The organism is Leptospira dzoumogneensis, assembly GCF_004770895.1.
In the GTDB taxonomy this organism is placed as follows: Bacteria; Spirochaetota; Leptospiria; order Leptospirales; family Leptospiraceae; genus Leptospira_B; species Leptospira_B dzoumogneensis.
In genome coordinates, this window is sequence record NZ_RQHS01000012.1 from 254,366 (window position 1) to 280,520 (window position 26,155).

At 41.6% G+C, this 26,155-nt stretch carries 25 protein-coding genes; 18 read left to right on the forward strand and 7 right to left on the reverse strand.

The annotated features are described in order from the left end of the window. Window positions 1-69 precede the first annotated feature (69 nt). The 6 genes from EHR06_RS08975 (at window position 70) to EHR06_RS09000 (ending at window position 6,513) form a co-directional block, all read left to right on the forward strand. On the forward strand, window positions 70-1,437 hold the full coding sequence (locus EHR06_RS08975; RefSeq protein WP_244288548.1) for a helix-turn-helix domain-containing protein: 1,368 nt from the start codon (window positions 70-72) through the stop codon (window positions 1,435-1,437). Between the two features lie 4 nt (window positions 1,438-1,441). Continuing rightward, window positions 1,442-2,476: a hypothetical protein gene (locus EHR06_RS08980; protein WP_135756688.1), complete on the forward strand. Its 1,035-nt coding sequence runs from the start codon at window positions 1,442-1,444 to the stop codon at window positions 2,474-2,476. A gap of 95 nt (window positions 2,477-2,571) precedes the next feature. Further along, window positions 2,572-3,549 carry a hypothetical protein gene (locus EHR06_RS08985; protein WP_244288549.1) on the forward strand — a complete coding sequence of 326 codons (978 nt, stop codon included), beginning with the start codon at window positions 2,572-2,574 and terminating at the stop codon, window positions 3,547-3,549. Window positions 3,550-3,554: 5 nt separating this feature from the next. After that, complete coding sequence (locus EHR06_RS08990) at window positions 3,555-3,929, forward strand: phosphatidylinositol phospholipase (protein WP_167492281.1); 375 nt, start codon at window positions 3,555-3,557, stop codon at window positions 3,927-3,929. Window positions 3,930-4,752: 823 nt separating this feature from the next. Beyond that, window positions 4,753-4,968: a hypothetical protein gene (locus EHR06_RS08995; RefSeq protein WP_086445707.1), complete on the forward strand. Its 216-nt coding sequence runs from the start codon at window positions 4,753-4,755 to the stop codon at window positions 4,966-4,968. Between the two features lie 99 nt (window positions 4,969-5,067). After that, on the forward strand, window positions 5,068-6,513 hold the full coding sequence (locus EHR06_RS09000) for an MBOAT family O-acyltransferase (protein WP_135756691.1): 1,446 nt from the start codon (window positions 5,068-5,070) through the stop codon (window positions 6,511-6,513). Here the strand turns inward: EHR06_RS09000 and EHR06_RS09005 are convergent. Further along, window positions 6,498-7,889 carry a hypothetical protein gene (locus tag EHR06_RS09005; RefSeq protein ID WP_135756692.1) on the reverse strand — a complete coding sequence of 464 codons (1,392 nt, stop codon included), beginning with the start codon at window positions 7,887-7,889 and terminating at the stop codon, window positions 6,498-6,500. The two genes, EHR06_RS09000 and EHR06_RS09005, sit on opposite strands and share 16 nt — an antisense overlap. 267 nt (window positions 7,890-8,156) lie before the next feature. On the opposite strand from EHR06_RS09005, the gene EHR06_RS09010 reads away from it, so the two are divergent. From EHR06_RS09010 to pyk, 4 genes are all read left to right on the forward strand, one after another. Then, window positions 8,157-9,611 (forward strand): hypothetical protein, encoded by a 1,455-nt coding sequence (locus tag EHR06_RS09010; protein WP_244288550.1) that lies wholly within the window; start codon window positions 8,157-8,159, stop codon window positions 9,609-9,611. A gap of 77 nt (window positions 9,612-9,688) precedes the next feature. Then, entirely contained in the window at window positions 9,689-10,735 is a 1,047-nt protein-coding gene (gene asd / locus EHR06_RS09015) for an aspartate-semialdehyde dehydrogenase (protein ID WP_135756694.1), read from the forward strand. Window positions 10,736-10,751: 16 nt separating this feature from the next. Then, on the forward strand, window positions 10,752-12,722 hold the full coding sequence (locus EHR06_RS09020) for a hypothetical protein (RefSeq protein WP_135756695.1): 1,971 nt from the start codon (window positions 10,752-10,754) through the stop codon (window positions 12,720-12,722). A 40-nt stretch (window positions 12,723-12,762) separates the two neighbouring features. Next, complete coding sequence (pyk, locus tag EHR06_RS09025; protein WP_100707379.1) at window positions 12,763-14,193, forward strand: pyruvate kinase; 1,431 nt, start codon at window positions 12,763-12,765, stop codon at window positions 14,191-14,193. Between the two features lie 18 nt (window positions 14,194-14,211). Here pyk and EHR06_RS09030 read toward each other — a convergent pair whose 3' ends face one another. The 3 genes from EHR06_RS09030 to EHR06_RS09040 are packed head-to-tail and all read right to left on the reverse strand — an operon-like array spanning window position 14,212 to window position 15,182. Beyond that, window positions 14,212-14,484, reverse strand: coding sequence for a hypothetical protein (locus EHR06_RS09030; protein WP_135756696.1), 273 nt, complete (start codon window positions 14,482-14,484; stop codon window positions 14,212-14,214). 22 nt (window positions 14,485-14,506) lie between these two features. Then, window positions 14,507-14,890: an LBF_4227 family protein gene (locus EHR06_RS09035; protein WP_135756697.1), complete on the reverse strand. Its 384-nt coding sequence runs from the start codon at window positions 14,888-14,890 to the stop codon at window positions 14,507-14,509. 13 nt (window positions 14,891-14,903) lie between these two features. Next, on the reverse strand, window positions 14,904-15,182 hold the full coding sequence (locus EHR06_RS09040) for a DUF883 family protein (protein ID WP_135756698.1): 279 nt from the start codon (window positions 15,180-15,182) through the stop codon (window positions 14,904-14,906). A gap of 205 nt (window positions 15,183-15,387) precedes the next feature. Between EHR06_RS09040 and EHR06_RS09045 the strand changes: the two genes are divergently transcribed. Together EHR06_RS09045 and EHR06_RS19425 are read left to right on the forward strand one after the other, a co-directional pair. Next, complete coding sequence (locus tag EHR06_RS09045) at window positions 15,388-15,801, forward strand: TraB/GumN family protein (protein WP_086445698.1); 414 nt, start codon at window positions 15,388-15,390, stop codon at window positions 15,799-15,801. A gap of 12 nt (window positions 15,802-15,813) precedes the next feature. After that, entirely contained in the window at window positions 15,814-16,119 is a 306-nt protein-coding gene (locus EHR06_RS19425; protein ID WP_135756699.1) for a 4a-hydroxytetrahydrobiopterin dehydratase, read from the forward strand. A 23-nt stretch (window positions 16,120-16,142) separates the two neighbouring features. On the opposite strand, the gene EHR06_RS09055 is transcribed toward EHR06_RS19425, so the two are convergent. Next, complete coding sequence (locus EHR06_RS09055; protein WP_135756700.1) at window positions 16,143-16,691, reverse strand: DUF1564 family protein; 549 nt, start codon at window positions 16,689-16,691, stop codon at window positions 16,143-16,145. A 155-nt stretch (window positions 16,692-16,846) separates the two neighbouring features. Then, window positions 16,847-17,572: a response regulator transcription factor gene (locus EHR06_RS09060; protein ID WP_008588853.1), complete on the reverse strand. Its 726-nt coding sequence runs from the start codon at window positions 17,570-17,572 to the stop codon at window positions 16,847-16,849. A 226-nt stretch (window positions 17,573-17,798) separates the two neighbouring features. Here EHR06_RS09060 and EHR06_RS09065 point away from each other — a divergent pair, with 226 nt between their 5' ends. The 4 genes from EHR06_RS09065 to EHR06_RS09090 all read left to right on the forward strand — a co-directional run bounded on the left by EHR06_RS09065 (window position 17,799) and on the right by EHR06_RS09090 (window position 23,188). Beyond that, on the forward strand, window positions 17,799-18,239 hold the full coding sequence (locus EHR06_RS09065; RefSeq protein ID WP_135756701.1) for a DUF4279 domain-containing protein: 441 nt from the start codon (window positions 17,799-17,801) through the stop codon (window positions 18,237-18,239). A gap of 364 nt (window positions 18,240-18,603) precedes the next feature. Continuing rightward, window positions 18,604-19,548 (forward strand): EF-P lysine aminoacylase EpmA, encoded by a 945-nt coding sequence (gene epmA / locus EHR06_RS09075; RefSeq protein WP_135756703.1) that lies wholly within the window; start codon window positions 18,604-18,606, stop codon window positions 19,546-19,548. Window positions 19,549-19,738: 190 nt separating this feature from the next. Beyond that, on the forward strand, window positions 19,739-20,737 hold the full coding sequence (locus EHR06_RS09080) for an OmpA family protein (protein ID WP_135756704.1): 999 nt from the start codon (window positions 19,739-19,741) through the stop codon (window positions 20,735-20,737). A gap of 189 nt (window positions 20,738-20,926) precedes the next feature. Beyond that, complete coding sequence (locus EHR06_RS09090; protein ID WP_135756705.1) at window positions 20,927-23,188, forward strand: aconitate hydratase; 2,262 nt, start codon at window positions 20,927-20,929, stop codon at window positions 23,186-23,188. Between the two features lie 46 nt (window positions 23,189-23,234). On the opposite strand, the gene EHR06_RS09095 is transcribed toward EHR06_RS09090, so the two are convergent. Next, window positions 23,235-23,918: a TetR/AcrR family transcriptional regulator gene (locus EHR06_RS09095; protein WP_135756706.1), complete on the reverse strand. Its 684-nt coding sequence runs from the start codon at window positions 23,916-23,918 to the stop codon at window positions 23,235-23,237. 192 nt (window positions 23,919-24,110) lie between these two features. Here EHR06_RS09095 and EHR06_RS09100 point away from each other — a divergent pair, with 192 nt between their 5' ends. Next, on the forward strand, window positions 24,111-25,808 hold the full coding sequence (locus EHR06_RS09100) for a phospholipid carrier-dependent glycosyltransferase (RefSeq protein WP_135756707.1): 1,698 nt from the start codon (window positions 24,111-24,113) through the stop codon (window positions 25,806-25,808). Next, a complete protein-coding gene (locus EHR06_RS09105) occupies window positions 25,805-26,155 on the forward strand; it encodes a Cys-rich protein (RefSeq protein WP_135756708.1) in 351 nt (116 codons plus the stop codon). The genes EHR06_RS09100 and EHR06_RS09105 overlap by 4 nt, the downstream gene beginning before the upstream one ends.

Consider the following 26,155-nt stretch of genomic DNA (forward strand, 5'->3'; position numbering starts at 1 on the left):
TAAAAATTGCAGAAAAATCAGACCCAAATGTCGGACGTCCGACATTCGAAAGAAAGTACGGGTACATGGTTGACACCATGCTTAATTTTAAACATTTTCCCTTCTATGCTATCCGCTCCGGAAGAATTTATATGGGGGAATCCAAATCCTAAAGAACTTAGGATATTGCTGCCTCTTGCATTTCCGGAATGTTTAAGATTAATCGATGGCCTGGCTGGACTCGCCACTTTGGTCTCCGAATCGGATCCTTCTTCCTTGGAGGAGGCGGGTTCCTGGGGATATGGGGAAGATGGATTCTTCTATCCTTTCCTAACCAAGGGTTCTCAGATCAGAAGCCGTTTAGAAGGAAGCAAATCTCCATTCTTCTTGTCCAGATCGGAAGAAGTGGAACTGTTCCGAGACGATTCCCTGGGATGTTTATTGTCCCCGGTTTTGTTAGATGGAAGAATGTTCGGATTTTTCCTGATAGAGCTTCCAAACCGGGCGGAAGAAAAACAAATTTTACTCTTACATTTACTCTGCCAGAAGGTGGCCCGGCTTTTGAAAAAAGAATCGGAACCTTCTACCGTTTATAAACTTTCCGAGGACACAAATTCAGATCCATTGGGGGAGCTGATTTTCAGATTGGGGAATGGCAAAAATTCCCAGCTAGAAAAATTCAAAGAATCCGGGAGCATTTGTATTTCCGGTCCTGCGTCTTCCGGAAAAAAAACTCTAGCAAAATGGATCCAAAAAAGGGAGTTTCCAGGCAGGCCGATTTTGACTGTTTCCATCCTCCCGGAACAGGCATCCAAATTAGAAAAAGCACTGGTCGATTGGGAAAAAATGGCCGAGTCTGGGACTTTAATTTTAGAAAATTCGCAGAACTATTCTTTGGCCCAACAAAGGATCTTGTTCGAATATTCTCAGAGAAAGTCGGGAAAATCCCGTCTCATTTTTTTAGAAAACCCAGGCAAAAAATCAACGGAAGAGTTTTTATATTTTCGTTCTCTTTTAGCCGAAAATAAGTTAGAATTACCTGCCTGGAAAGACTGGGCGAAATCGGATAAAATTGCGGTAGTCCGGCCGATTTTCAGGGAGGTCTGCGAGCTGCATGGCCGTCCTGATTTGGCACTTTCCGAGGACGCGATTGAATCTTTGGTAGGAGGGAGTTCCTGCCAAAATTTAGAAGATCTTCGGAATGCGATTGAAGAGGCAGTTTTAAATTCCGGCTCGGGAGAGATCCGAAATTCGGACCTTAAAAAAGAAGGTTCAAAAGGGATTTCTCTTCCGGATCCGGAGGATCTGGATTTGCGAAAAGCTGTGGAAGCCGTGGAGCGCCAAAAAATTCTTTTGGCGGATAAATTGTTCGGCGGCAACCAAATACGAATGGCAAAGGCCTTGGGAATTTCCAGGGGATCCTTGCAGTATAAATTAAAAAACCTAGGTTTGGGTTAAAATTTTGGAATTAGATTCCTTATACGAAGAAAGAAAAACTCCGGCCGGATATTTGGTAAAAGTCCGCCTGGGAAAAATGACATACGTAGTTTTTACCTCCAAGGGACCGGAGGTTCCAAAAGGAGCCAGAAACCAATCCATCGTGGTTCCGGTTCCGCGGATCGCATTTTTAGGAGAGGATTTTGACCTCTCCCATTTTAGGTTAGGGGAGCTGAGTTTCGTAAACGTAAAGCAGGGAAAACTTGTGATCCCATATCAGCATTCCACTTCCGGAAATGAAGTCCGGACCATCTTCCTAAACAGCGGAAGTGAATGTGATATTTTGCCGGTAATCATCTACCATTATGAGCGAGTGGATAGCCTGCTCAGAGCCAGGGAAGAAGGAGTGGAGATGCACCATCTGGTCTTGGACGAGGAGTTCCCGCGCCAGGAATTAGTGGCCCTGAAAATCAGGTTCCCTTCCTTAAACATGCTCATCATCAAAAGAAAGGTAGCTCAAAAAATCGGGGCAGTGGGGGAAAAACCGTCCCCTGGAAAAGAGGAACTAGAAAAAAGCCTCCGGGAAGAATCCAGCATCGTGGACTTTAATAAGGTCCGAGCTACTGATTTATTGGAGAAGGGTAACCTGAATATGCACTCCAAAAATCCGGTCTTCCTTGCTAGGATCCATCTTCGAAAAATGGAGCTGGAAAAGGTAAAACAGCTTCTTTTAGAATTCACTCTGAAGTCGGAAGAGGTCGCGTTCATCCGGACCTTCTTAGATGTGATGATCCGAAACGATGATAATAAAGAAGAGCTGAAAGGATGGGCTCCTAAATTAAGAAATTTGGATGAAGGTTTCAGGCTCGCCGGCTTAATTTTAGAAACCAAAGAAAAAGAATTCGAAGCGGAACTAGACAAAGGTTTCTCCAAAGATATCGCGAGCATGGTCTATGCACTTTTGGAAAAAGAACAAGACAGAGCAGAGAATAAAGAGCAGGAAATTGTGCTCTGGGAATGGAAGCTCCGAGCCAAGAGACTATTCCGAAAGACCGCCTAAATTCCTAGAAAAACGGTAAAAAAAGCTTCCATTTCCCCCAAAAATGGTTAAAAATGGGCTATACTGCCATGTTTTTTCGAATGAGACATAATTTTTTGGCACAGTTTTTGCTTATTGTCGCTCTGGCTTTGGGCTCTAACTCTGCCTTCGCAGAAGAGGTTTCCGATATGGGACCTTCTTCTCAAAATATGTCCGAGGCAGAAGAATCTATTTCGGAAGAACTAAAATTTATCTACCAAGAAGAAGTGGATCAAATTCTCTCCGAAGGAATTTCTTATTCGGAAGAAGAAAGATTATCCGACTTTCCGGATCTAGATTTTCTTTTAGCTGATGATGGTGTTCCTACCAGAGTCGCAAAAGTTTCTGCAGATCAAAAAGTAGAGAAGGGGAAAGGTCCTAACTCGGAACTTGGGATCCAGAATCGGAAATCAACCTCCGAAATTTTTTCGGTCTCTTCGGATCTTTCTAAAAACTGCCTGCTTGGTCTGAGTGTTTTATTGCCGAACTTGAAAGTCGGATACGGAGTTGGTCAGGAGTTCCTACCAAGGGCTCAGATCCAAGAGCGAACTCGAAGCCAAGAGGCAGCTTCAGTCGGAGGGGATCCTTATGCGGACTCTCTGTCCCTATGTGCGAATGTATTTTCTCTATATTTAGGTGGGGAAGGCTCCGCTGCTGAGCCAGTCTGTTCTGCTGAAAATCAGCAAAATTCTCTCTTAGGGCCTGGAGTTCCTACCATGAGTGGATGGGTTTTAGGGAAAACCACGGAGAATGCGCTTGGAAGCGGATTGGGCTCGGAATTCGATCAAATACAGGGCATTGTTCTGGTTTCTGAGAAATTCTCCCAAAACCGGACCTTCTCCTATGCGAATCTAAGCCAATGGGTAGAAGGAGGGCAGTCCCCACCGGTTCGTGCCGCTGGACAGAAAGTCGCGGGAGAATTCTCTGCAGAGAGATCGGAATCCCGAACCCTGAATCAAGAACTGAAATCATCACTCGAAAAGGTGTTATCTAAGGCCGGACAAGACTCGTATAAATTTTCTTCTGGTCGTCCGACCCCAGAAATTCTAACTTAACAAATATGGCCGTGAAGATCAAACGAACCTCTTTTCAGAGGCTTCTGAATGCGATGAAGAAAGTCACTAGCGAGGTGAACGATCACGAAATTCTTCGCAGATTAGAAACTCTCATGGTCACTAGCAAAGAAGATCTGAACCAAACTGTGGTCCGCTCTCTTTTAGAAAATCCTTTAGACTTCGATCCCAAATCTGTGCCTGAACCTTACGCACAGTACGTTAGACATTTCGTATATATGGTGAAACGAAATAAGAAAATGGGATTGGATGTGAACTTCGATGCAAGCGCTATCGAATCAAAAAAAGATAAGAAGAAGTTAGCTGCCCCTAAAAAATCCGCTCCGGCCAAAAAACAAGCCCCCGCTCGCAAAAGAGCCTAAAATCTGAAAACTTCCCTGTGCTGCGCACAGGGCCAAAATCTACTTTCCGCAAAAGGGCAATATCTGTCATTAAATGCCGGTCTATGGGCGAATGTTCGCATAAATGGGCAATTCTTGCCCAAAAATCGACTTTAGGCGCCTATAATCTGGCGTTTGCATAAGTGCCTAATCATAAGCAGTGAAATTAGGTATTTGCCAATTGAAATATGATGAGCTGGAGAAGGGGGGCATAGGCGAACTGGCGCAAAACGATAAGGAATATTGCCCTTGGAGAGGTGCTATATTTCCTTGCAGGAATGGCTTTGGAGATGTCGGATAATCGGCGGTTTGTAAGCTCATGGGCGTAAATTCGCCTATCCTGCCGCTACTTGGCGCTGCCCAAAAATGAGCGTTTAATTCTGTGACTTATGGGCGGTTGATTGTGAGTGGGGGCGGGAATTGAGATGGAACAGCTAAAAAATCGTCAAATCACCCTTAGGAATAACCGTAAGACAGTGGGGAATTTCCGCGTTTTCGCCTCAATATTCGCTTACAAGTTTAGTTTGGTAGATTTCAGGCCTTTTTGATCAAGAAAGCCTTGTCCTATTCTGACCAAACTGTCCATCCCTGGGCGGCAATAAGGGAGTTCCTGCCATTCTTCGCTTTATATCAACTGCGCTGGAAAGCGGGCTTAACGACTCTCCTTGTGGCACTATAAATAGATAGAATCCTCCTTTTTACTGACATAAAGTCATGTGTATCAAATTTACACCCCCATGAGGTTTTGGCAGGCCCGTATTGCTTTCTTCTTGCGGAAGGAGGAAGGTTCATAGATCCTCTTCCAATGGCCGAAGTAATCAAATTAAGGGTAAAATGCCATGCCTGCTCAAATTTAATCGAAGGTTCCGCTAAATATGGCGGAGGGCATTACGTTCCAGAAGGCGTAAACTTCGAATTTGTAGCTATTGGGAAAGTGGAGACTCCAAAGGGAAAGAGAGTGAAGGCGGAAATTACTGCGGATTGCCCGAACTGCGGAGTTCGGTGTAAATGGACAATATGATTCGCTTTTTATTAGTCTTATTAATGATTAAAAATAATCTAAATTATGATTATAATTGATCTTTCTTTTCTATTTTTAACTAATGCTTAAATTTAAGTAATGAATTTTGCCACTCCTCTTTTTTTATTCTTCTTTTTGCTTATATTTGGGCTAAGATGGATTCTTCCTAGACTGAAATTTCTTCCAGAATGGGCTCCCAAACCATTTTTATTGGCGGGAAGCTATTTCTTTTATATGGCTTGGAATCCTAAGTTTGGGCTTCTTCTTTTTGGGACTACTATCCTGGATTATTGGATCGGTAGAAAGATGGATCAAAAGGAAGGAAGGTCTCGTGCAATCTTACTTTCTATTTCATTGGTTTTAAATCTAAGCGTTTTAGCGTTTTTTAAATATTTCATTTTCTTTATGCAGTCCGGAAATGCCGTTTTTTCGGCATTTGGGCTAAATTTAAGTCTTCCTGTATGGCGCATTGTGCTTCCTGTAGGGATCTCTTTTTACACTTTTCAGTCCCTAAGTTACACGATTGATGTGTTTCGAAGGGAAATTTTGCCTGAGAAAAATTTTTGGAACTACGCGCTCTTTCTATCCTTTTTCCCTCAGTTGGTTGCGGGACCTATCGTTCCGGCGAAGACCTTTTTACCTCAACTTAAGACTTGGGTAACATGGAAGGAACTCCCTCTTAGAGAAGGTCTCGTTTTAGTTTTGATCGGCGTATGGAAGAAGGTGGTGATTGCGGATCAACTTTCCATTTTGCCGGATTCTTTTTATCGTTCTCCTTTGGAATTTTCGAGTGCCTATGCCTGGGCAGCGGTTTTTGCGTATTCTCTTCAGATCTATTGTGATTTTAGCGGATATACCGATATTGCTTTGGGTTCCGCTCTTCTTCTCGGTTTTAGGCTGACTGAAAATTTTAGGATGCCTTATCTTGCTTCCGGGTTTTCCGATTTTTGGAGAAGATGGCATATCTCTCTTTCTTCTTGGCTTCGGAACTATTTATACATTCCTTTGGGCGGGAATCGTAAATCCGAGCCGAGGACTTATATTAATCTATTCTTAACCATGCTTTTGGGCGGTTTATGGCATGGTGCCAGTTGGAATTTTGTGGTTTGGGGTGGATTTCACGGTATTTTCTTAGGTCTGGAAAGATTGGGGAAAAAATTTTGGCCCGGTTCCTTCTCCCCTGAAAACAAATCCGGGATTTTAGGAAGATTCTCTTATAGGATTTTTGTGATCTTAGCTGTGGTTCTTTGTTGGGTGTTTTTCAGATCTCCGAATTGGAAGACCACAGGGATCGTTTTCGAAAAACTTTTCGGGTTTTCGAGCGGCGCGGATCCGGCACTTTCTTCTTTGCGTATTTTGTTTATCGCATTCTTTTTATTTTTTGCAGCGACCTGGATCGGAAATCGTGACGAGAAATACGGAAGCTTTCGCAAATTTTATGAAGGTTTACATCCGGTTCTTTTTGGGATACTGGTGGGAGTTGGACTTTTATTGGGAGCCGTATTCTCTTCCGAGTCACAACCGTTTATTTATTTTGTTTTTTGAACCGGTCTCTGCAGATAATCTCTGATCTTCTCTGTTTCTTCGTAGATCCAAATTTTTCCGTTTCCGGATCCACAATTTAAAACTCGAGTAGGTTCTCCATAGAATGATTTGATCCTGGATTCTCCGAGCCCTTCCGGCAATATTGCGATCGGACCTTCCGGTGGGAATAGGAACCATTCTTTATTGGAAACCGAATATGATCCTTCTAATGTGCTAAAATCTATCGGATAAGCGAGGACTCTTTTTTCGGAGTATGTGAGGATTCGTCTGGCTTTTCGAGGTTCTGAAAGTATGAATACGAATGGATCTTTTTCTTTCCATTCATCTACACAGATGGTTTCAGGCGGTCGGATGGATTCCCATGGATCTCTGAATTGTCCGGCTCCTTCTCCAACTACCGCAAATATCCCAAGTCCGAATATCAGTCCTAAAAATGCGAAATTTCTGGAATGGCTTAGATAGTTTTGGTTTTTGACAGAAGGTAAAATCCCGAATAATACAGGGACCATTACGATTGCAGGGAGGCTGTATTTTAATGAATTTTGGCCGGAATACAGCCCGAGTAAGGGCGGTAAAATACAAAGACTTAGCTGGAAATATCCTAAAAATCCGTAACTATGCCCGGATTCTTTTCCTTTTCTTAAACATAAAATTCCGCCCAGGATCGCAAATGCGAGAAAGATCCCTGGAAGTTTTAGGCTCAGTACTGTGGTGAATAAATCGCTCCACCAATGTGAGATCGATTCGAGCGTGGAGAGTTTATTGGGTGAATTGATCGCTAAAAATATTTTTATGAATGAATGAAGTCCCAGCCCGATTAAGCCTGTGGCAAAAAATCGGATGGAGATTAGAGGGAAAGAAACTCCCCAACGACCGTACCTTCTTGCCCAAGCAAGTAAAGTGGGCAGATATAATTCTAAAATTAAGATCCTATCTGAAACTGTGAGCAGGGAAAGCAGAGGGAAGATGGAATATTTTGGGACCTTCTCCCTTTTTAAATAAGGCCAGATCCAGAGACTTGTGAGAAACGCGCTTATATGTACGGATGGAAAATATAAAAAGTACAATAACGGAAATTTTTCAGCGATCAGAAATAGGAAAGATAATGTGAGTAAGCTGAATACGTAACTTTGGAGCCTTGGCATTTTTGGCTCCATTGCACGGATGAATTTTCCTAAAAGATATGCGAGTAATGTGGTTTGGAAGATCGCGTAGAGTGTTAATGTCCTAAAAACATTCTCGGTGATATATCCGAATATAAAAACGATCGGCAGGTCCGGAAAAAAATAAGGTGTGGGAGCGAATGACCAGGCCCTTAAGGAACCTCCGTCCCGGAGCACGTCGATCAACACGGAAGGAAGATATAGGGCTTCCATGTTCCAGAAAATTTCTTTAGGCGCAGTAAATAGGGAGAATATAAGTGAGGCCAGGAAAATAATTATAGAAGTCCAGAGCCAAACCACTTGGGAATCCTGGCTAATGCCTCATCCTAGGTAAAGTAGAAAACGAAACAATTTCTGGACAAAGAGGCAATTACTTTCAGTTTATGTAGTGTGTCCCGTTCCAAGTTAACTATCTTATTTTCCGTTATTATCTCGGTTATTTTTTTGGATTTCTTCTTGTTCCGATACTCGTTTTGGCTCTTGCCTAACGAATCTTCCTGGGGAGCGGACTATTTTTATAATTTTTTACACGAGTATAAAACTTTCGAAAAAATTTCGAAGCAGAAATTCCGCGTTTTAGTAATAGGTTCCAGCGTTACGGGTTATTCTATTAACCCTAAAGACTTAGAGAAGGAACTTCGTAAGGTCACCGAGAAAGATCTAGATATAATTTTTTTGTCTTATGCGGGTATGCCTCCCTTGGATGCGTACTTGATGAAGGATCAATTCCTTAGTTTATCTCCGGATCTCATTGTGTATCCTGTGAACTTTGTGGATTGGAGATTGTATAGGGCCTATGTTTTAGATCCTAAGAACGGTAAGAACGAAACCGCAGAAGAATCCAAACTCATTCTGGATGCTCTGGACTTTTATGATGCTCCCCAGTCCAAGATCATTTTTCCTTTGGAAACTCTCTTGGAATTTTGGGATTTAATAGGATTGGAGAAGGGCGCGGAATATTTGGCTGCTTCTATCTTTGGTTCTTATCGTTATAAGGAAATTTATTGGAAAATTTCTTCTTCTCTTTATGAACATCGATTTGGTAGGAACACCAGCTTCAGAGAATATAACGGTGTGGACATTCCGGAGAAGGTGACTTTCAGAGGCTGGACTGGAAAAGTTTTTTCTTTCCGACCTAAACCTTATATGGCCCGAAAAGGTTTTTATATCCAGGTAGTGGAAGAAGTTCTGAAGGATGGGAAGTTAACCCTGGACTTGGAAAATTCTTCTCATACTATTAAGCAGACATTTGAGTTCAAGAGTCCCGGTTGGAAAAAAATTCTTTTAGATCCTAGGTTTTTGGAACAAGGGGAGAAGGATTACTGGATCCGGGCAGAAGTTTCCAATACTTGGATCCCTTATTTTGCGGGACCGGAGCATAAGGATTGGGCTCGAGATATTCTTGGGGTTAGACTACAGCAGATTTTCGGAAAAGAAGACGATCTTTCTCTTTTGGACAGAAGGCCGGTGAGAGAAGAAAGGACGGAAGACCTACGCTTTCTAGGGATGTCCGATAAGGAATACGAGGAATATTTTTACTTTAGACTTCTTACAGACCTAAAAAAAAGACCAGGTTTACAGTACATTCAGGTATTAGCGGACTCTAAGAAGAAGATCGCAAAAGAAAAGTTCCGGCCCATTCTTCATTTTCGTTATATGAAGAAGTTACTTTCTTTTTTTAAAGAGAAGGATTTACCATTCCTCTTAATAAACAATCCTGAAAACCCGGTCAGTCTTTCCTGGTACGGGGATTCTGAATGGTATAAAGAGCATTTGTCTTATCTAAAAGAGATCAGCGGGGGCGGAGACAATTTTGTGGATCTAAGTAAAGCGCTGCCTTCGACTGATTTTTGGGACTTCCATCATCTTACGTATGGAGGGACTCAAAAGATGAATTCTAAGTATGCTTCTCTCATATCTAAATTTGTCGAATGACAGTCCATGGTCTTGGAAAAAAATAGAGAAAAACAATCAAATGCAGACTTTAAGTCTGAGAGCGGTAAATAAGTTCTATGAGCAAAATTAACGTAGCTGTTTTGGGAGCCACCGGCTCCGTCGGGCAAAGGTTTATCCAACTTTTGGAAAACCATCCTTATTTTCAGGTAACCCATCTGTGCGCATCCGAGAATAGCGCAGGCAAAACATATGCGGATATTATGAAGAAGCGTTGGAAGATCTCGGGAGATATTCCTAAATACGCTCGTGACATAATGATCACATTGCCGGATCCAAAAGTGACTCCTGGAGTTAAATTGGCTTTTTCCGGTTTGGACGCTTCTATCGCGGGAGAGGTGGAAACTTCCTTTGCCGAAGCCGGTATCCATATTATTTCCAATTCTAAAAATCATAGAATGGCGGAGAATGTTCCTCTTCTCTCTGCGGAAGTGAACGCGAACCATTTGGATGTGCTCTCCAGCCAAAAAACTCCGGGCAAGATCATCACTAACTCCAATTGTACGATCATGGGAGTGACCATTTCTCTTAAACCTCTGTACGAAAAGTTCGGTATAGAGTCCGTTATGTTATTCTCCATGCAGGCGATCTCCGGAGCAGGTTATCCGGGAGTTCCTACCATGGATATTTTGGGGAACGTAGTTCCTTTTATAGGCGGAGAAGAAGATAAGGCTGAGATCGAGCCTCTGAAATGTCTTGGAAAGACAGAAGGTGGAAAGATCGTAAATGCGGATTTTAAAATTTCCGCACATTGTAATCGGGTCCCGGTTTTCGACGGACATACGGTTTGTGTTTCCGTGAAATTCAAGAAGAAGCCAACCGAATCCGAAATTTTAGAAGCCTGGTCTTCATTTAAAGGCGAACCTCAAGAATTAAAGTTGCCTCTCGCTCCGGATTTTCCGATTCTTTATCGTCAAGAAGAAGACAGACCCCAGCCTCGTCTAGACCTGGAAACAGGTAGAGGAATGACTACCGTAGTGGGAAGACTCAGACCGGATCCGATTTTAGATTGGAAATATGTTGTCCTAAGTCATAATACGGTCCGTGGGGCTGCCGGTGCCGCGATTTTAAACGCGGAATTGATGTATCGGAAAAACCTACTCTAGTCGAAGAGGATGACTCATGCTGGATCCCCAATCTCCGGAACTCAAGGTAGCGGATTATAACTCGGCCTTACAGTTAACCCAAGCTTTAGAGGCCAGAGGGGATTTCCAGTATAAGGGAATTCATAAATTAGTACTGATCATCGGCGATTGGACTGAAAAGTTCGTTGCGAATAAAATTCTTCCCAGCACGGAACAGCTCTCAAGAGAGCTAACCTTGGATAAGGAAAGGGTAAGCGCCTATCTAAAAGAGATGAGCGCTCGCCATAATCCGCCCATCGTAAAAAAGATCTGTATGGTGGATTATAATCCTACCGGAGATTCTTCCGATGGAAGGATCGCTTCTTTTCTAAGATTGATCACTGTATTTGCCAGACCTTCTCAAACGGATGCGGGTTCTAGCCATAGATATGTGGACGGAGTGAACCAAACTTCTTTCAGTTCCATCCAAAGATGGGTAAAGGAGAAGAGGCAATTCCCCGGGAAAGAAGGTTTCCAGAAATGGATCTACGACTGCATTGATAATAATAAATTAAGTGAGACCTATGCTTCTTCTGAGATCGGGAATTTGTTCCAGGATAATTTTGATGTTACTCCTGTTTTAAAACAAACCACGATCAATATCCACTTAAAGCCTGTGCTCAAAAAGTTAGTGGATTCTAGAATTCTGTATTTTTATAGAAATGAGAATGCTCTCAGTCCTGGGAACCGTTCCGTTTTTTATTATAATGTCCAAGATGAGATCATTGCAAGACTGGATACTTATAAAAAATATCTGAATGAAAGAATTATTCCGGAACTGCAAAGAATAGGTGTACTTGGCAATTTTTCGGAACAAGATCTCCAAAATACCCGCTCTATTGCGGGACAGGTCCTTCCTTTTTTAAGTCCTGCATACGGTGACCAAAAAACTGCAGTTGAGGAACTTCTTGCTCTCATCCACTTCGAAGAAGAGGAGAAGGAGAAAAAGGAAAAAGAAGAGAAGAAGGCAAAACTTTCCGAGTTACTCGACTATATTAAATCCGCAAATCGTTTGGTGGATCTGAATTATCTTCGCTTCCGAGGAGAACCTATCGAAGAAGAAGTTAAAAATTTGATCGTCAATCATGATATGATCTTGAGCGCCGATTTCGCGGATAAGAAAGGCCTTTATGTTTTTGTTCTTCATAAGGATTGTATCAACGGCGCGGTAGAAACTGCAAAAAGGGTTTTTACAGCCACAGGAAACGATAGCGAAATACGTGTTTTAGCAAAAATGAATATCCGGGACATGATGGAGTCTCGGGAGGCGAGCTCTCAATTTGAAAAATTGGAATATTCTTCTCTTTTTAAATATCTTCCATTTATCACCAGATTTTTCAGATCTCTCTTCGGGAATAATGTAGTTCATAGATTCGAGGCGGAAGAGATCAGAGCCAGACTTGCTGCGGAGCAGAATAAAAAGGTTTTAGAAGCTCGTACAAAAGCGGCCCAGGAAGAAAAGGTAAAACTTGCAGAAAGAAGAGTAAAAGACAGAGAAGCTGTCGAGGCGACTGCAAAGGCAAGAGCTGCGGCAGCAGTTGCAAATTCAGAGTCGAATTCTCCTGCAAGAAGTTCCGGGCTCAGCTCGGAGCAAGAGGCTGAAATCAAACGAAATCTTTCTGCGGTTTTAGATGTGATAGACCATGCTTGGGGCCAGGATGAACTTCCGGATAGAGAATATCTCTTACAGGCTTTAGGCGGGGATATGGACGAAAATACTCTGATCAACTTCCTGAAAAAGAATGCAAAAAAGGAAATCCATTCCTTTATGGTTAGAAATCAGGAAGAGCAGTATTCTTTTCCGATCCTTATCTCTAGAAGGTTCTTGAAAAAGAACGGTAAGGCCTTGCTGGATAAGGCGAAGAGGATCGTAGATGAGCAGAAAAACGCGGGTATGCCTGAGCAGGAAAAGTTCGATTTTTATATTTCTTTCGAGGATTTTCTGAACAGAACCCTTCCTAAAATCTGAGCTCGGATCATTAGAGCAATTTTAATAAAACCGAATATACATGAAGAATGAATTAGTTAATTTCAGAAAAACTAAAATTATCTGCACGATCGGCCCTGCAACCGCCGACAAAAAAATGATCCAATCCCTTGCCGAAGCGGGGATGAATATCGCAAGATTGAACATGTCCCACGGGAATCACGATTTTCACAGATCCGTGATCCGAGCGATTAAGTCTTTGAACAAAGACGTATTAAAACATCCGATCGCAATTTTATTGGATACTCAAGGTCCTGAGATCCGCACTGGGGATCTGCAAGTAGATCATTTGGATCTGAAAGTGGGGGAATCTTTTACATTCCATATCATTCCTGGAGAAGAGTCCGAGGAACAATCCGTTTTCGTAAATTATCGAGATATCGTAAAAGATCTTAAGATTGGAGACAGGGTCACCGTAGACAACGGACTCATTAATCTTGTGGTAGAAGAGATCCAAGAAACTGCTTTGAAATGTAAGGTAGTCGACGGTGGTAAATTAGGTTCTCGTAAACATATCAATCTTCCAGGTATTCGCGTAAACTTACCTTCCATCACTCAGAAAGACCAAAAGGATATTCTTTTTGGTTTGGAAGAAGATGTGGATTTTATCGCGCTTTCATTCGTTCGTTCTGCGGAAGATATCCACCAACTTCGCAAGATCATAGAAGAAAATAACGGTCATACGGATATTATCGCTAAGATAGAAGACCAAGAAGCAGTGAAAAACATGGTAGAGATCGTGGAAGCTGCTGATGGTGTGATGGTAGCAAGAGGCGATCTTGGAGTAGAACTTCCGATCGAGGAACTTCCTCTGATCCAACGTGCTATTATCCGAGAATGTGCGATCAAAGGAAAACGAGTGATCGTCGCAACTCACCTTTTGGAATCCATGATCAATAATCCTTCTCCCACTCGAGCGGAAGTGACTGACGTTGCCAACGCGGTATTTGAAGAAGCGGATGCGATCATGTTATCCGGTGAAACCGCTGCCGGGAAATTCCCGGTTCGTTGTGTGGATATGCTTCACAAGATCTCGGAAAGAGTGGAGAAGGCGCCGGGGTTGGGCTATGTTTTGGAAAGAGTTCCTTCCAACAAGAAGGAAGAAATGGCCAGATCAGCGGCTATGCTCTCCGATTCTATCAAATCGCCCGCAATTATAGTGATTACCAGGAGAGGAACTACCGCCTTGAATGTGGCTTCCTTCCATCCTAGGTTCCCGCTCATCTATGCTTTTACAAATATGACCACGGTCAGACGTAAACTTTGGCTGACCCGAAGTGTAATTCCTTATCGGATCGATTTTTCCAGTGACCCTGAGAAGACGATTAAGCTTGCAATCGAGACTTTGAAGTCAAGCGGTCGAGTGAAGGACGGGGATCAGGTGGTGATTTTATCGGATATTATTGCAGGTGCGGATCGGGTAGAGACGATTCAGATCCGGGAAGTGAAGTGAAGTGGTAGGAACTCCAGATTACTCTGAAGTGTCCTCAACCTCTTGGTTCAGCAATTTTAGGACCCAATCCTGAAGACCGAGGCTTTGGAAAGCCTCGATTATCATTCCTGTATAGCTAATCGAAGATTGTAATCTCTCGAAACTCAGTCGAACCTGCAGTTTTTTGATCTGTAGATAGAGTTGGAGTTCTTCCTTACTCATTTGGGAAGGGTCTTTCCAGGGGGTATAGTCTTCTCCGGAAAGAGGATTCAGGGAGAAGATTTGATTTTCTTTGTTTTTAGACTTACTCATTGGGCGGGAGTTCCTTCCACTCTTATGCTTTAAGTTTTCGAATAAGAGCGAAAACACCTAACAAGGAAATAAAAAGGCAAAGGCCTCCAGTTCCCAAGGCCGCAGGTAACGGATCTCCTCCAAATTGCCTTTGTAAATAGAGGAAAAAGGCGGCCAGAAAGAATATTACACTTAAACTAATGAAGAAAAGAGCGATCCGGAAGAAAATATAGGCTTGGATGCCTATTATAATCTTCTCAGTTGCGATTTTTTTTGCGTAAAGAAGAAGAGTTTCGAAATATTCTGCGATTGAATTGATAAAAGCGAGCAGGTGTTCCTTCAGTTCGAAACTTGAAAATGAAGTTCCATCCTGCTTTTCGGTATTTTCGTGAGGAATTTCTTCTGAATCCGTTCTTTTAGCGGCCAATGGATGTTCCGTATTATTTTCTTCGACCGATAAGCATACCGATCATTACACCTATCCCGACTCCAACTCCTAGTCCGATCAAAGTTGCTTTCTGAGGATTTTCTTTGATATAAGTTCCAGTTTGATCGATGATCTGTTTAGCCTTCTCGCTGGTCTCGCCAGTAACTTGTTTTAATTTTTCTTTTAGATCAGATACGTGTTCCAAGTATTCCTCCCGGGCCTTACCTGTAATTTTTTTGGCCTTATCTTTTAAAATTTGGAGTTCTTCGCTTAGATCATCACCTTTAGACATAAGAACGCCCTCCAGATACTTTTATGTTAATATAGCTAATCAATTTCAAGAATTTTACATCTTGAAATCATTCAATCGCAAAAATTAAGGACTTTAAATTTGACAGTAGGGATAAATAAGTCGATATATTAGGTCTAACCGACAAACGGATAGAAATTGAAGCGAAAACCATTCCGGTCAATACAAGGTAAAAAGGGGATGGCACATGAATTTATTATCTAAAATAGCTAAGATAAGAAGAACTCAAAGACAAAGAATATACAATAGAGCATATCGCCAAGCTCTGAAGCATTTGAAGCGAGAGTTCAAGGCGGAAGCGGATCGTCACGCTCAAGCAGAGAAAGAATTAGAGAAATATTATCGTAAAGATGTGGATAGCGAGGCAAAAAAGACCCGCAAGAAAATCCAAGAGTTAGAGAACTACAAACTTCTTCTTGAAAGAAAGGAAATGGAGATAGAATCTAAACTAGCTTTTCTAAACGATCAATTGCACAAGATCGAAGAGCTAAAAGCAAGAATGGATGGGGCCGTCAACTTAATGGCGCGTGCAGGATCTCTTTCAAATGGTGCAATCGATGATGCGGAAAAGATCAAGCAAGCCTTGAAAAAAGTGCTCTGATTCTAAGTTTTTATGGGCAATTCTCCGGTTCTCCTTTCAATCGAGCAAATTAGGAAGGAACTCCCGACCACTTGGGAAGTAATAACTGCGGACGCAGTGCCAAAAATTGTTAGAGTATATAAATTATCTCAATACCTAGATGGAATTAAAGTCATAACGGCACTTGCAAATATAGCCAATGACATGGATCACCATCCAGAAATCCTTCTTTCGTATAGTTCTGTTAGAGTGGAACTATATACCCATAGTTTAAATGGATTGTCTAGCTTTGATTTGCAATTTGCTATCTCCGCCGAAAATCTCTTAGGTAATCTTTAATTTATTAGTAATGATTTGAGTCTTTAAGCGATTTTTGGCCCGGGAGGATCTTTTCTTTTTACTCTAAAGTCAGATTTAGCTATTTGATATTCTAAGATCCATAGTTCTCGAAAAAAGATCTTTGAATCAAAGTTTGCATGTATCGATGCTTTTACTTGCCAGATTATTTTTTCTGAATTTGAGAAGCCTTTGGATTTATATTCTTCCAAAAGTAGCACGAATAAATAGCACATTGAAACTCCATGACTAATAGCGAGGCTTCTAAGTTGAGTCCAGTCCTCTGATCTTGGCCTGAAGTTAAACTTTATATATCTATTCTCTTTCGATCTTCCTCGAATGTTTTGATATTTAGTATAGATGGATTCAGAATTAAGACGTTTGTTCAAATGAAAACTTCTTCGCTGGCTTGAAAGTGTCTTTTTTAGTAAATAGTTAATGCCTCGTTTCCGAACATATTTTGCGAGATGTGGTGGAATCAGCAGCGTAGAGACATTACGTTTCTTTTTAATTATATTTCCTAAAGTTATGTTTTGGGAGAAGGAACGGTGAAAGGTGGGTTTTATTTTTTCCATAGAAGAGGCGGGTCTCGGAATGGAAAAAGAGAGCGAACTTTTTGCGGAAATTGTGAATTATATTAACAACGGACTTATTTTGGGAAGGAACTCCTCAAAAATCCGTCCTTAAAATAGTTTAAGAACGGATTCTCAATAATCTGATGACGAAAAACCTAATCTATAATTACGATTCCCTCATAGTTATCAGTAAATCTATAACCAATTCCCCAGATTGTTTCAATCCATTCAGGCTGAGCGGAATTCTTTTCCAGTTTTGAACGAATTCTCTTGATATGAGAGTCAATCATTCTCTCAAATCCGTCCCATTCCATTCCCCAAACTGCTTCTAAGATCATTTCTCTTGAGAACACTTTGCCGGGAGAAGTTGCCATAAGCTGTAAAATATCAAATTCTTTTCGGGAGATGTTGATCACCTGATCTTTCAAAGTAACCCTGCGTCGAACTGGATCGATTTTCAAAGATCCTCTAATAATTTCTCCGCCACTTCCTATGTTCGGCTTAATTCCCGCTTTTTTATCCCATCTGCGGAAGAATACATCCACTCTGGTTTTTAATTCTCTTACGGAGAAAGGTTTTGTGATATAATCATCTGCGCCTAACTCGAGTCCCATGATTCGATCTATTTCTTCATTTCGAGCAGTTACTATAAAAATAGGTGTATTCTCATCAGATCTTCGGACTGTTCGACATACGTCCATTCCGTCAATATCAGGTAAGGAAAGATCTAAAATTAAGAGGTCGGGGTGGTTTGCCTTATAGTATTTAAGGCCCTCTTCGCCAGAAGTTTGAATTGTAGTTCGGTAATGAGCTGAATCCAACGACTTTCGTATTAAATTCCCGATGTCCGGATCATCTTCAATTACCAGAATATTCTTCATAAGTGCCTCAGGTGTATTGGATGTTAAATTTAACCTCATTACAACATATTATTCCCACCAAAAATGTAACATAGCAAAAAATGGGATTTTAAATGTATTGATTGGAAAACAAAAAATCGAAAAATGCTATATGTTTGGCGTTTTTGAAGGGTTTGCTGTTTATCTTTAATGGCATTTCCAGAGAATTCTTATTTCTTAATGTGAAAAATCTGAATTTGGGCAATTTATGAAATACAGTAATCCTTCCTTCCCTCGGAGTTGGGCTCTTATTGCAGTTTCGGAGCCTGGATTGGATGTTCACGAGGTAACTAGGACCCTTGGAATCCGACCTGACTTATCGGTGAATAAAGGAGTTCCTGCCATCTCCGGAAAATCGGTTACTTCTTCCTTATGGCAGATTCACTCGAAAAGAGACGCAAGTGCCCCCTTAGAAGATCATATCCAAGAATTATTGGAAAAAATAGCCCCTCGTCGCAAAGAATTCCAAAGTTTTTGCGAAAAACATAATGTCGTACTTTATTGCTCTGTTGAATTCAATAATGGTAATTTAGAAGAAACAGCGCTAAGCGCTCGCACTCTTTTGTTGCTCGGAAATCTTGGATTAAAATTATCCTTCCACGCGTGGAATGTTCCGGAAAGAAGGAGAAGGTCAGAGGATCAGGATTAATTCTTCTAAAGAAAAGGTTTTAATGTATTTTCGGATCGGAGGTCTCGGTTTGGAAAGAATTAACACTCGATTCTTTTCTCGCAGATCCAAGGCATATTTGATCAGTTTCTCTATTACTGGGAATGGCAAAGTCTCGAATTTTGATATTTCCAATTTTACGTGCCGATTTGTTTCATAAAAGGCCATCGCTAAAACTGAATTTAATTCTCCCAAGACCTGATCATTCACTTCCGAAAGAAGAGGTTCAATCTCTACGGCCTTGGACTTTTTTCTTATTTCAAAGTAACTGTATTTTCGGCTATACTCCACAGTAGTTTCCCTTTCTAAAGGATTAGTTTGCCATTTTGAGCGTTCATATTCAAAGATGAAGTTGAATAACTTAGAAATATTGTCATTTCGATCCAGATTTTTGCATGCTACGAGAACTTTTTTTCATGAAAAAGGATTCCTCGAGATTGATACTCCATCGTTGAAAAAAATCCCTGGGATGGAACCATATTTGGATCCATTTATGGTAGGATCTCCTTCGGGGGTAGAGAAAGGCTATTTGATTACTTCTCCGGAATATTCTCTTAAACAAGCACTATCTTTAGGAGCAGAAAAGGTATACGAGATTGCACATACCTTTCGCTCAGGGGAGAAAGGGAGTTCCTACCATACTGCAGAGTTCCTCATGCTGGAATTTTATCAAACTGGTGCCAATTTACACCAAGCAATGGACCTTCTCGAAGAATTGATTCGATGGGTTGCTAATAAGCTAAGCCTTCCTCTTCCGGAAAAACCATTCCAAAGAAAGTCAGTGAAGGAACTCCTTTCCAATTGGGCAGGCATAGATTGGGATAGAAACTCCTTAGAACGAAAAATAGCTGAATTATCCCTGACAAATCTCTCTTTTGATTCCATGGAATATGAAGACTGCTTCTTTTTAATATTCTTAAACTTACTAGAACCAAACTTCACTTCGGAATTTCAATTCATATATGACTATCCTCCAGAAATGGCTGCTCTTTCTCGAATCGAAAATGGAGTGGCGAAAAGGTTCGAATTATATTTCGGAAAAATAGAATTAGCTAACGCATTTTACGAACTTTTGGACCCGATAGAACAGAGATCTCGTTTTGAAAAAGAGCAAGTGTTGAGAAGAAAGTTGGGGAAGGAAGTCTTTCCAGTTCACGAGGAGTTCCTTCAGGCATTAGAAAGAGGCATTCCAGAATGTTCCGGAATTTCAATAGGATTGGATCGTCTTCTAATGGTACTTTTGGGAAGGAACTCCCTCTCAGAAGTTAGCCCGTATTGGCGAGAAATTTGAAAACGGCGTGATTTTATTCTCCTCTGACTTCATTTAGAATTAAGAAAGCATCATAGAAGGTTCGATAATGAATATAGGCCTCGCAAAACTTTAGTTGCACGGATCATCTATTAATTTAACTTAAGATTTGATTTGCCCTGAAAAGGGTTCTTCGATCGAAAAATCCTGGCCTTTAGTGCGGACGGAGAATATGACTAAGAAGCAGAATTATTACGTCACTATAAAAGGCAAAAAATATGATCGAGGCCTGATTGAGTTAGCGGAGAAGGCTACCTCAGGCAAAAAAGACGGCCGTATTTCAATTGCGGATGCAAAGAAACTTCTTAACGCCGTGAAGGATAATAATACCTATACGGACATCGAAAAGAAAACGATGGAATATGTTCGTGAGAATTTCCAATTTACTGCAAAAGCAGACGAGTGGTTTCGTACTGAAATTCGCAAATGGGCCGCTGAAAAATCTTCTCATACTCCAACCAAATCTTCTCCACAAGAGGAATACACTTCTCACGATGAAGCGATTAGTCTTATGAGTTCTCAACATTCTGAACCTTATAGAGGTTATATCCCGACTCCTTCTGCAGGCCAGACGAAAAAACAGAATAGCATTCCTGTTTTGGTCCTTTCTCTCATTATTCTTGGCGGCTTCGGAATTGGGATCTATTATGCATTCCGAAACGACGGAAAGAAGTCCGTTAGTCATGCAGAAGAAGTTAAAGAAAGTAAACCTAAGCAAGTGGTAGAGGAGAAAAAGGAAACTTCTGCCTCTTCGGAAAAGGGAAGTATTTTCGGCTTCTTCTCTCAGAAACATGAACCTGCGAATTTTTCCGGAAAAGACGCAGAGCTTGCTTCTAAAATCCAATCTTCTCCGATCCTTTTCGATAAGAATGATATAAAAATTCCTCAATCCCAAAGAAAGATCTTGGATTCTCTTACCTTTCTTCTCAGAAAGCATTCAGATGCAAAGGCAGTTCTTATTGGACATGCTTCTTCTGAAGGAACCGAAGAGGTGAATCAAAAAGTTTCCCAACTCAGAGTAGAGATGGTCAGAGATTATTTAATGGGGAATGGTTTGGAAACTTCTCGGTTCATTTTGGAAGCGAAAGGTTCTCAAGTAGTTTCTTCTTCCGAAGGAAAGGGACAAAGTCCGGAAAAAAATAGACGAGTGGATATCCAAATCGTCAAGTGAAAGGGGAGTTATCTCCCTTTTCTTTTCTCGTCTAGTTTCTGGTAGGAACTCCCGGCACTTCTCCACATTCTTTCGTCTAATCTAATAGTAAACGGATATTCCGTATTCTTAAAATTGTCCTTTTGGCGGAAAAATCCTATACAAGCACCCCGACCCTAAGAGACGATGAAACCATCATCGGAGATGACAATGGCATTTGATATAGATATGATTCGTGCCCGGTATGAAAAACTCGGGACCCTGGTTAAAAAAGCCAGAGAAGTGGTCGGCAGACCTCTCACTCTGACCGAAAAAATTCTTTATTCTCACCTTTGGGAAGGAACTCCTTCCTCCAATTTCGAAAGAGGAAAATCTTACGTTGATTTTGCCCCGGACCGCGTTGCAATGCAAGACGCAACCGCGCAGATGGCCTTATTACAATTCATGTCCGCAGGTAGAAGTAAGGTAGCAGTTCCTTCCACAGTACACTGCGATCACTTGATTACTGCAAAAACCGGTTCCTCTGCGGACTTAGCGACTGCCTCTACCGAAAACAAAGAAGTTTACGACTTTCTTTCTTCCGTTTCCAACAAATATGGGATCGGGTTCTGGAAACCAGGAGCTGGAATTATCCACCAAGTAGTATTAGAAAATTATGCATTCCCTGGAGGAATGATGATCGGAACGGATTCTCACACTGTGAACGCAGGTGGTTTGGGAATGGTTGCGATCGGAGTCGGTGGAGCGGACGCTTGTGATGTTATGGCCGGTCTTCCTTGGGAGCTTAAATGGCCGAAACTGATCGGAGTGAAGCTAACCGGGAAATTGAATGGTTGGACTTCTGCAAAAGACGTTATTTTAAAAGTAGCGGGAATTCTTACTGTAAAAGGTGGAACAGGTGCGATCGTAGAATACTTCGGTGAAGGATCTACTTCCCTTTCCTGTACCGGAAAAGGAACCATAGCCAATATGGGAGCCGAAATCGGAGCAACTACCTCTACTTTCTCCTATGACGAGTCTATGGAAAGATATCTTCGCTCTACGAATAGAGGTGATATCGCTGATTTAGCGAATGGGGTGAAGGAACACCTCACAGCAGACCCAGAAGTATACGCAAATCCTGACAAATTTTTCGACCAAGTTATCGAGATCAACCTTTCCGAGTTGGAACCTCACTTGAACGGACCTTTCACTCCTGACTTAGCGACTCCTATTTCTAAAATGAAAGAAGAAGCTAAGAAGAACGGATGGCCTACAAAAGTAGAAGTAGGTCTGATCGGTTCTTGCACAAACTCTTCTTATGAGGATATTGCACGTGCAGCTTCCCTTGCTAACCAAGCGGCGGAAAAATCTCTAAAGCCTAAGGCTGAGTTTACGATTACTCCCGGTTCCGAGCTGGTTCGTTTTACGATTGAAAGAGATGGGTTTATTAAAGTTTTCGAAAAGATCGGAGCGAAAGTTTTTGCGAACGCTTGCGGTCCTTGTATCGGAATGTGGTCTAGGGTAGGAGCGGATAAGAAGGAGAAGAACACAATCGTTCACTCTTTCAATCGTAACTTCCAATCTAGGAATGATGGGAACCCTAACACTTTTGCATTTGTGGCTTCTCCGGAGCTTGTGACTGCGCTCGCAATCGCTGGAGATCTTACTTTCGATCCGAACAATGACACTCTTACCAATGAAAAAGGGGAGAAGGTTAAATTAGATCCTCCGAATGGAGACGAGCTTCCTAAGAAAGGATTCGATGTAAATGATCCTGGTTACCAAGCTCCTGCGGCCGACGGTTCTAATGTGCAAGTGGCCGTGGATCCTAAATCCAATCGTTTACAGTTGCTTGCTCCTTTCGCTAAATGGGAAGGCACTGATCTAAAAGGACTCAACCTTCTGATAAAAGTAAAAGGAAAATGTACGACTGACCATATCTCTATGGCGGGTCCTTGGTTGAAGTTCAGAGGACATTTGGATAATATCTCCAATAACCTTCTGATCGGAGCTACAAACATCTTCAACGAAAAGATCAACAGCGTGAAGAACCAGCTAGACGGTTCTTATGACGAGGTTCCTAAAGTCCAGCGCCAGTACAAAGCTCAAGGGATCGGCTCGATTGTAATCGGAGACGAAAACTACGGAGAAGGTTCTTCCAGAGAGCATGCCGCTATGGAGCCTAGATTCTTAGGAGTAAGAGCGGTTCTGGTAAAATCATTCGCTCGTATCCATGAGACAAACTTGAAAAAGCAAGGTATGCTTGCTTTAACATTTGCGGATAAAGCTGATTACGATAAGATTAAGGAAGACGATAAGATCGATATTATCGGACTTACTTCTTTTAAAGAAGGAACTCCTCTTACTTTAGCTTTACATCATAAAGACGGAAGTAAGGAAGAGTTCCAAGTAAACCACACTTACAATGCTCAGCAGATTGAATGGTTTAAGGCGGGAAGCGCTTTGAATCTGATCGGCGGCAAAAAGTAAAAATTTTCCGATGAAAGCCGAGGCCTTTTTAATGGTCTCGGCTTTTTTATTTAGAGTCCGGTTTTAGGCCCTTCTGCAGGATCCTGACCATTTCTTTGATAGTAGCTTTGATTTCCGATTCCGGAATTTTATAAACCACCTGAGCCATAAATCCTAACGCGAAGGTCAAAGAAGAAATCCCGAATGCGACCGACTTTAGATCCGCTTTAGGATCTATCTCTCCTCCCTTCTTAAATTTTTCCAACTCATGGATCATTTCAGGAAGAGCTTTTGTATAAATTTTAGTTTGGATAATTCTACTAACGTCCGGATCTAATATGATCCTGCTGACTGCAACTTTCATAAAGTCGGAATAATGTTTGAAATCGGAACATCTTTCTGTAATGGACTCGACCAAAGCCTCATCTAAATGAAGTTGTTTGTCATCTATTTCTTTTTTCCCTGTAGCTGAATCGCCAAGGTCGTCGGTTCGAGTTAGGATTGCTTCTAAAAGCCCCTTCTTCCCGCCGAAATAACGCATAATAAGAGCCTCGTTAGCCCCCGCAGTCTTGGCGATATCCTTTGTAGTCGCCGCGTCATATCCTTTTTTGGCAAAAACTTGTATCCCCGCTTTCATTAAAGCGGTCTCAGTTGCTTTACGGTCTCTTTTTTTGGGACCTTTGTGAGAGCTATGAGCACCCGCTTTGGATACCTTAGTTTTTTTGACCTTTTTTTTAGGGGTTCGAACCATCTAACTGCCTATATGGGATGTATCCCGACCTTCGACTAATCAGCCAAGCGCATTTTTACTTTTTGATCCACTTTACTCTTGCTTGTTCCGTTTATTTTTACAATATGGTGATAAGTAAGTAAATGATTACATGCGGATTTTTTGATCCATCCAGATCGGGACTCCGCAAAAAAGGGAACTTTCTTCAAATTTATGGTTTGGAATTCGTTTTTAAAAAAAAGCTTAAATGGAGATAGAATATTCGTTTCTCTGCTCATTTTGTTAAACGTATTCCTTCTTCTTCCTGGATCCGGAGGGAATGCTATCCTAACCCAAGGCGATGAAGCGATGCATATCGCTACGATCCGAGAAAGTTTAGCCTCTTCTTCCTATCTTTTTCCTAAATTTGAAGGCGTTTTAAATCTCTACAAGCCGCCAGCTCTGTTTTGGCTCGGAATTTTTTCGGATAGTCTTTTTGGTGTCAGCTTTTTTGCGGAAAGATTTCCTTCCTTTTTACTTTTTTTCGGATCCTCTGTTTTAATTTACTTAGGGATTAGAAGAGCAGGTGGAAGTTCTAAACTAGCGTTCACAATTTCCGCTGCTTATACTCTCACTCTCGGAGTGTTCAAATTTTCCCGTTTGGTGATGATGGAATCTTTACTGACCTTCTTCATTATCTTAGTCTCTGTTACTATCTTAGAATTCAGGCTCTCTAAAAATAGGATTTGGTTATTACTAGGCGGCTTATTCTCTGGGATTGCAATTCTAATCAAAGGTCCCGTATTCCAAGTATATAGCGGGATCATTTTAGGTTCCTATTCCATTATTGGGATATTCCTTCTTCACTCAAATGGGGGATGGGCAGGCAAAAAAAGAATTTGGAAGGAACTCCTTTCCCATATCATCTTCCATTCTTCTTCTTTGATCGTTCCGGTAATTTGGATCCTAGTCCTTCTTTCCTATTCAGAATTAGGAAAAGAATTCTTAACGATCTTCTTATTCACTGAGAATCTCGGTAAATTCTCAGCGGCCACGGCTAACCAGTCCGAATGGATCATTCCGATTGGATTTTTACTCTATAGTTTCCCTTTTAGCGCGGCGGTTTTTTCAGGATTCTATTCTAAATTATTCCAAAAGCCAAAGTCTTTAAGAGAAGTGGTCGGGAGTTCCTACCTTTGGGCAATTCTTGCAATCTGTTTGGTCCACTTGGCACCGAACCGTAAGGATTTTTATTATCTTCTTCCTTTGATCCCTTTAGCTTTCTTGGGAATCGGATTATTCTTCATTCGAAAAAAGGAATACCAATCCTCGAAACTTCTTTCTTTGAACTATTTCTTCTGTTTTGGGATCAGTGTATTGGTCTTGGCTGCAATGTGGGCTTTCGGAATTCTTCTGGGCCAAAATATCTGGGCGGAATTGATATTCACAGCATTCTTACTTTTGATTTTACTATGGGGAAGAAGGATCCGAGCAGAAAGGTCAGGAGTTCCTTCCACCACTGCTCTAAACCTCGTGCTTGCAGCAGGCTTACTCTCTTATATTCAATTTTCCATTCTTCCTAGAGTGAATTTGAGTGAGGTTCCGGAAAATGGACCATTCACAAGTGCAAAACAGATCTGCATAGTTTCCGAAAATCCTTGGACCGCACTTACTTTTAGAAATGCACTTCCTGGCGCTGAGATCATTCACTCTGTTCCGGGTGCAGATCGAAATTGTGTAGATGGCGCTAGATATTTGGTCTTCTTCCAAGAACCGATCCCTATTCCGTCGGGGTACCAGCTTCTCCAGACACAAACTGTTTGGAAAAGAGACGTTACCCTGAAGGAACTCCTGAGCCCGACTCAGGGAAAAGAATACGTATACTTTTATGAGCCTTCTCGGAATAAGAATTCCGAATTGGAGAGTCGATGAGCCCAATCCCTTTCAGAAAAATTTTCCCCTATCTTCCCATTTTCGTTTTGGGCCTGGCCGTGGGCACATTTATCGCCTTCAAATATTCCAGAGGGACTGTAGTCCAGTCCGGCATGGAGTGGGAAGGGAAAGAGATTTGCCTGGATTATTGTGATAATCTTGCGAAATGTACTAAGAAAGAATATCCCCAAACTTCAGAGGACCAATTGTATAAGGTGGAAAATTCCTGCCTAAGAGGTTGCAGAAAACATTTCGATAAGATGCAGATATGTCTCCAGCCGGAGAAGATGGCAAGCTGCTCCGAATTGACTTCCTGTCTGTTCGGAGAATTAAAAAAGTATTATTAA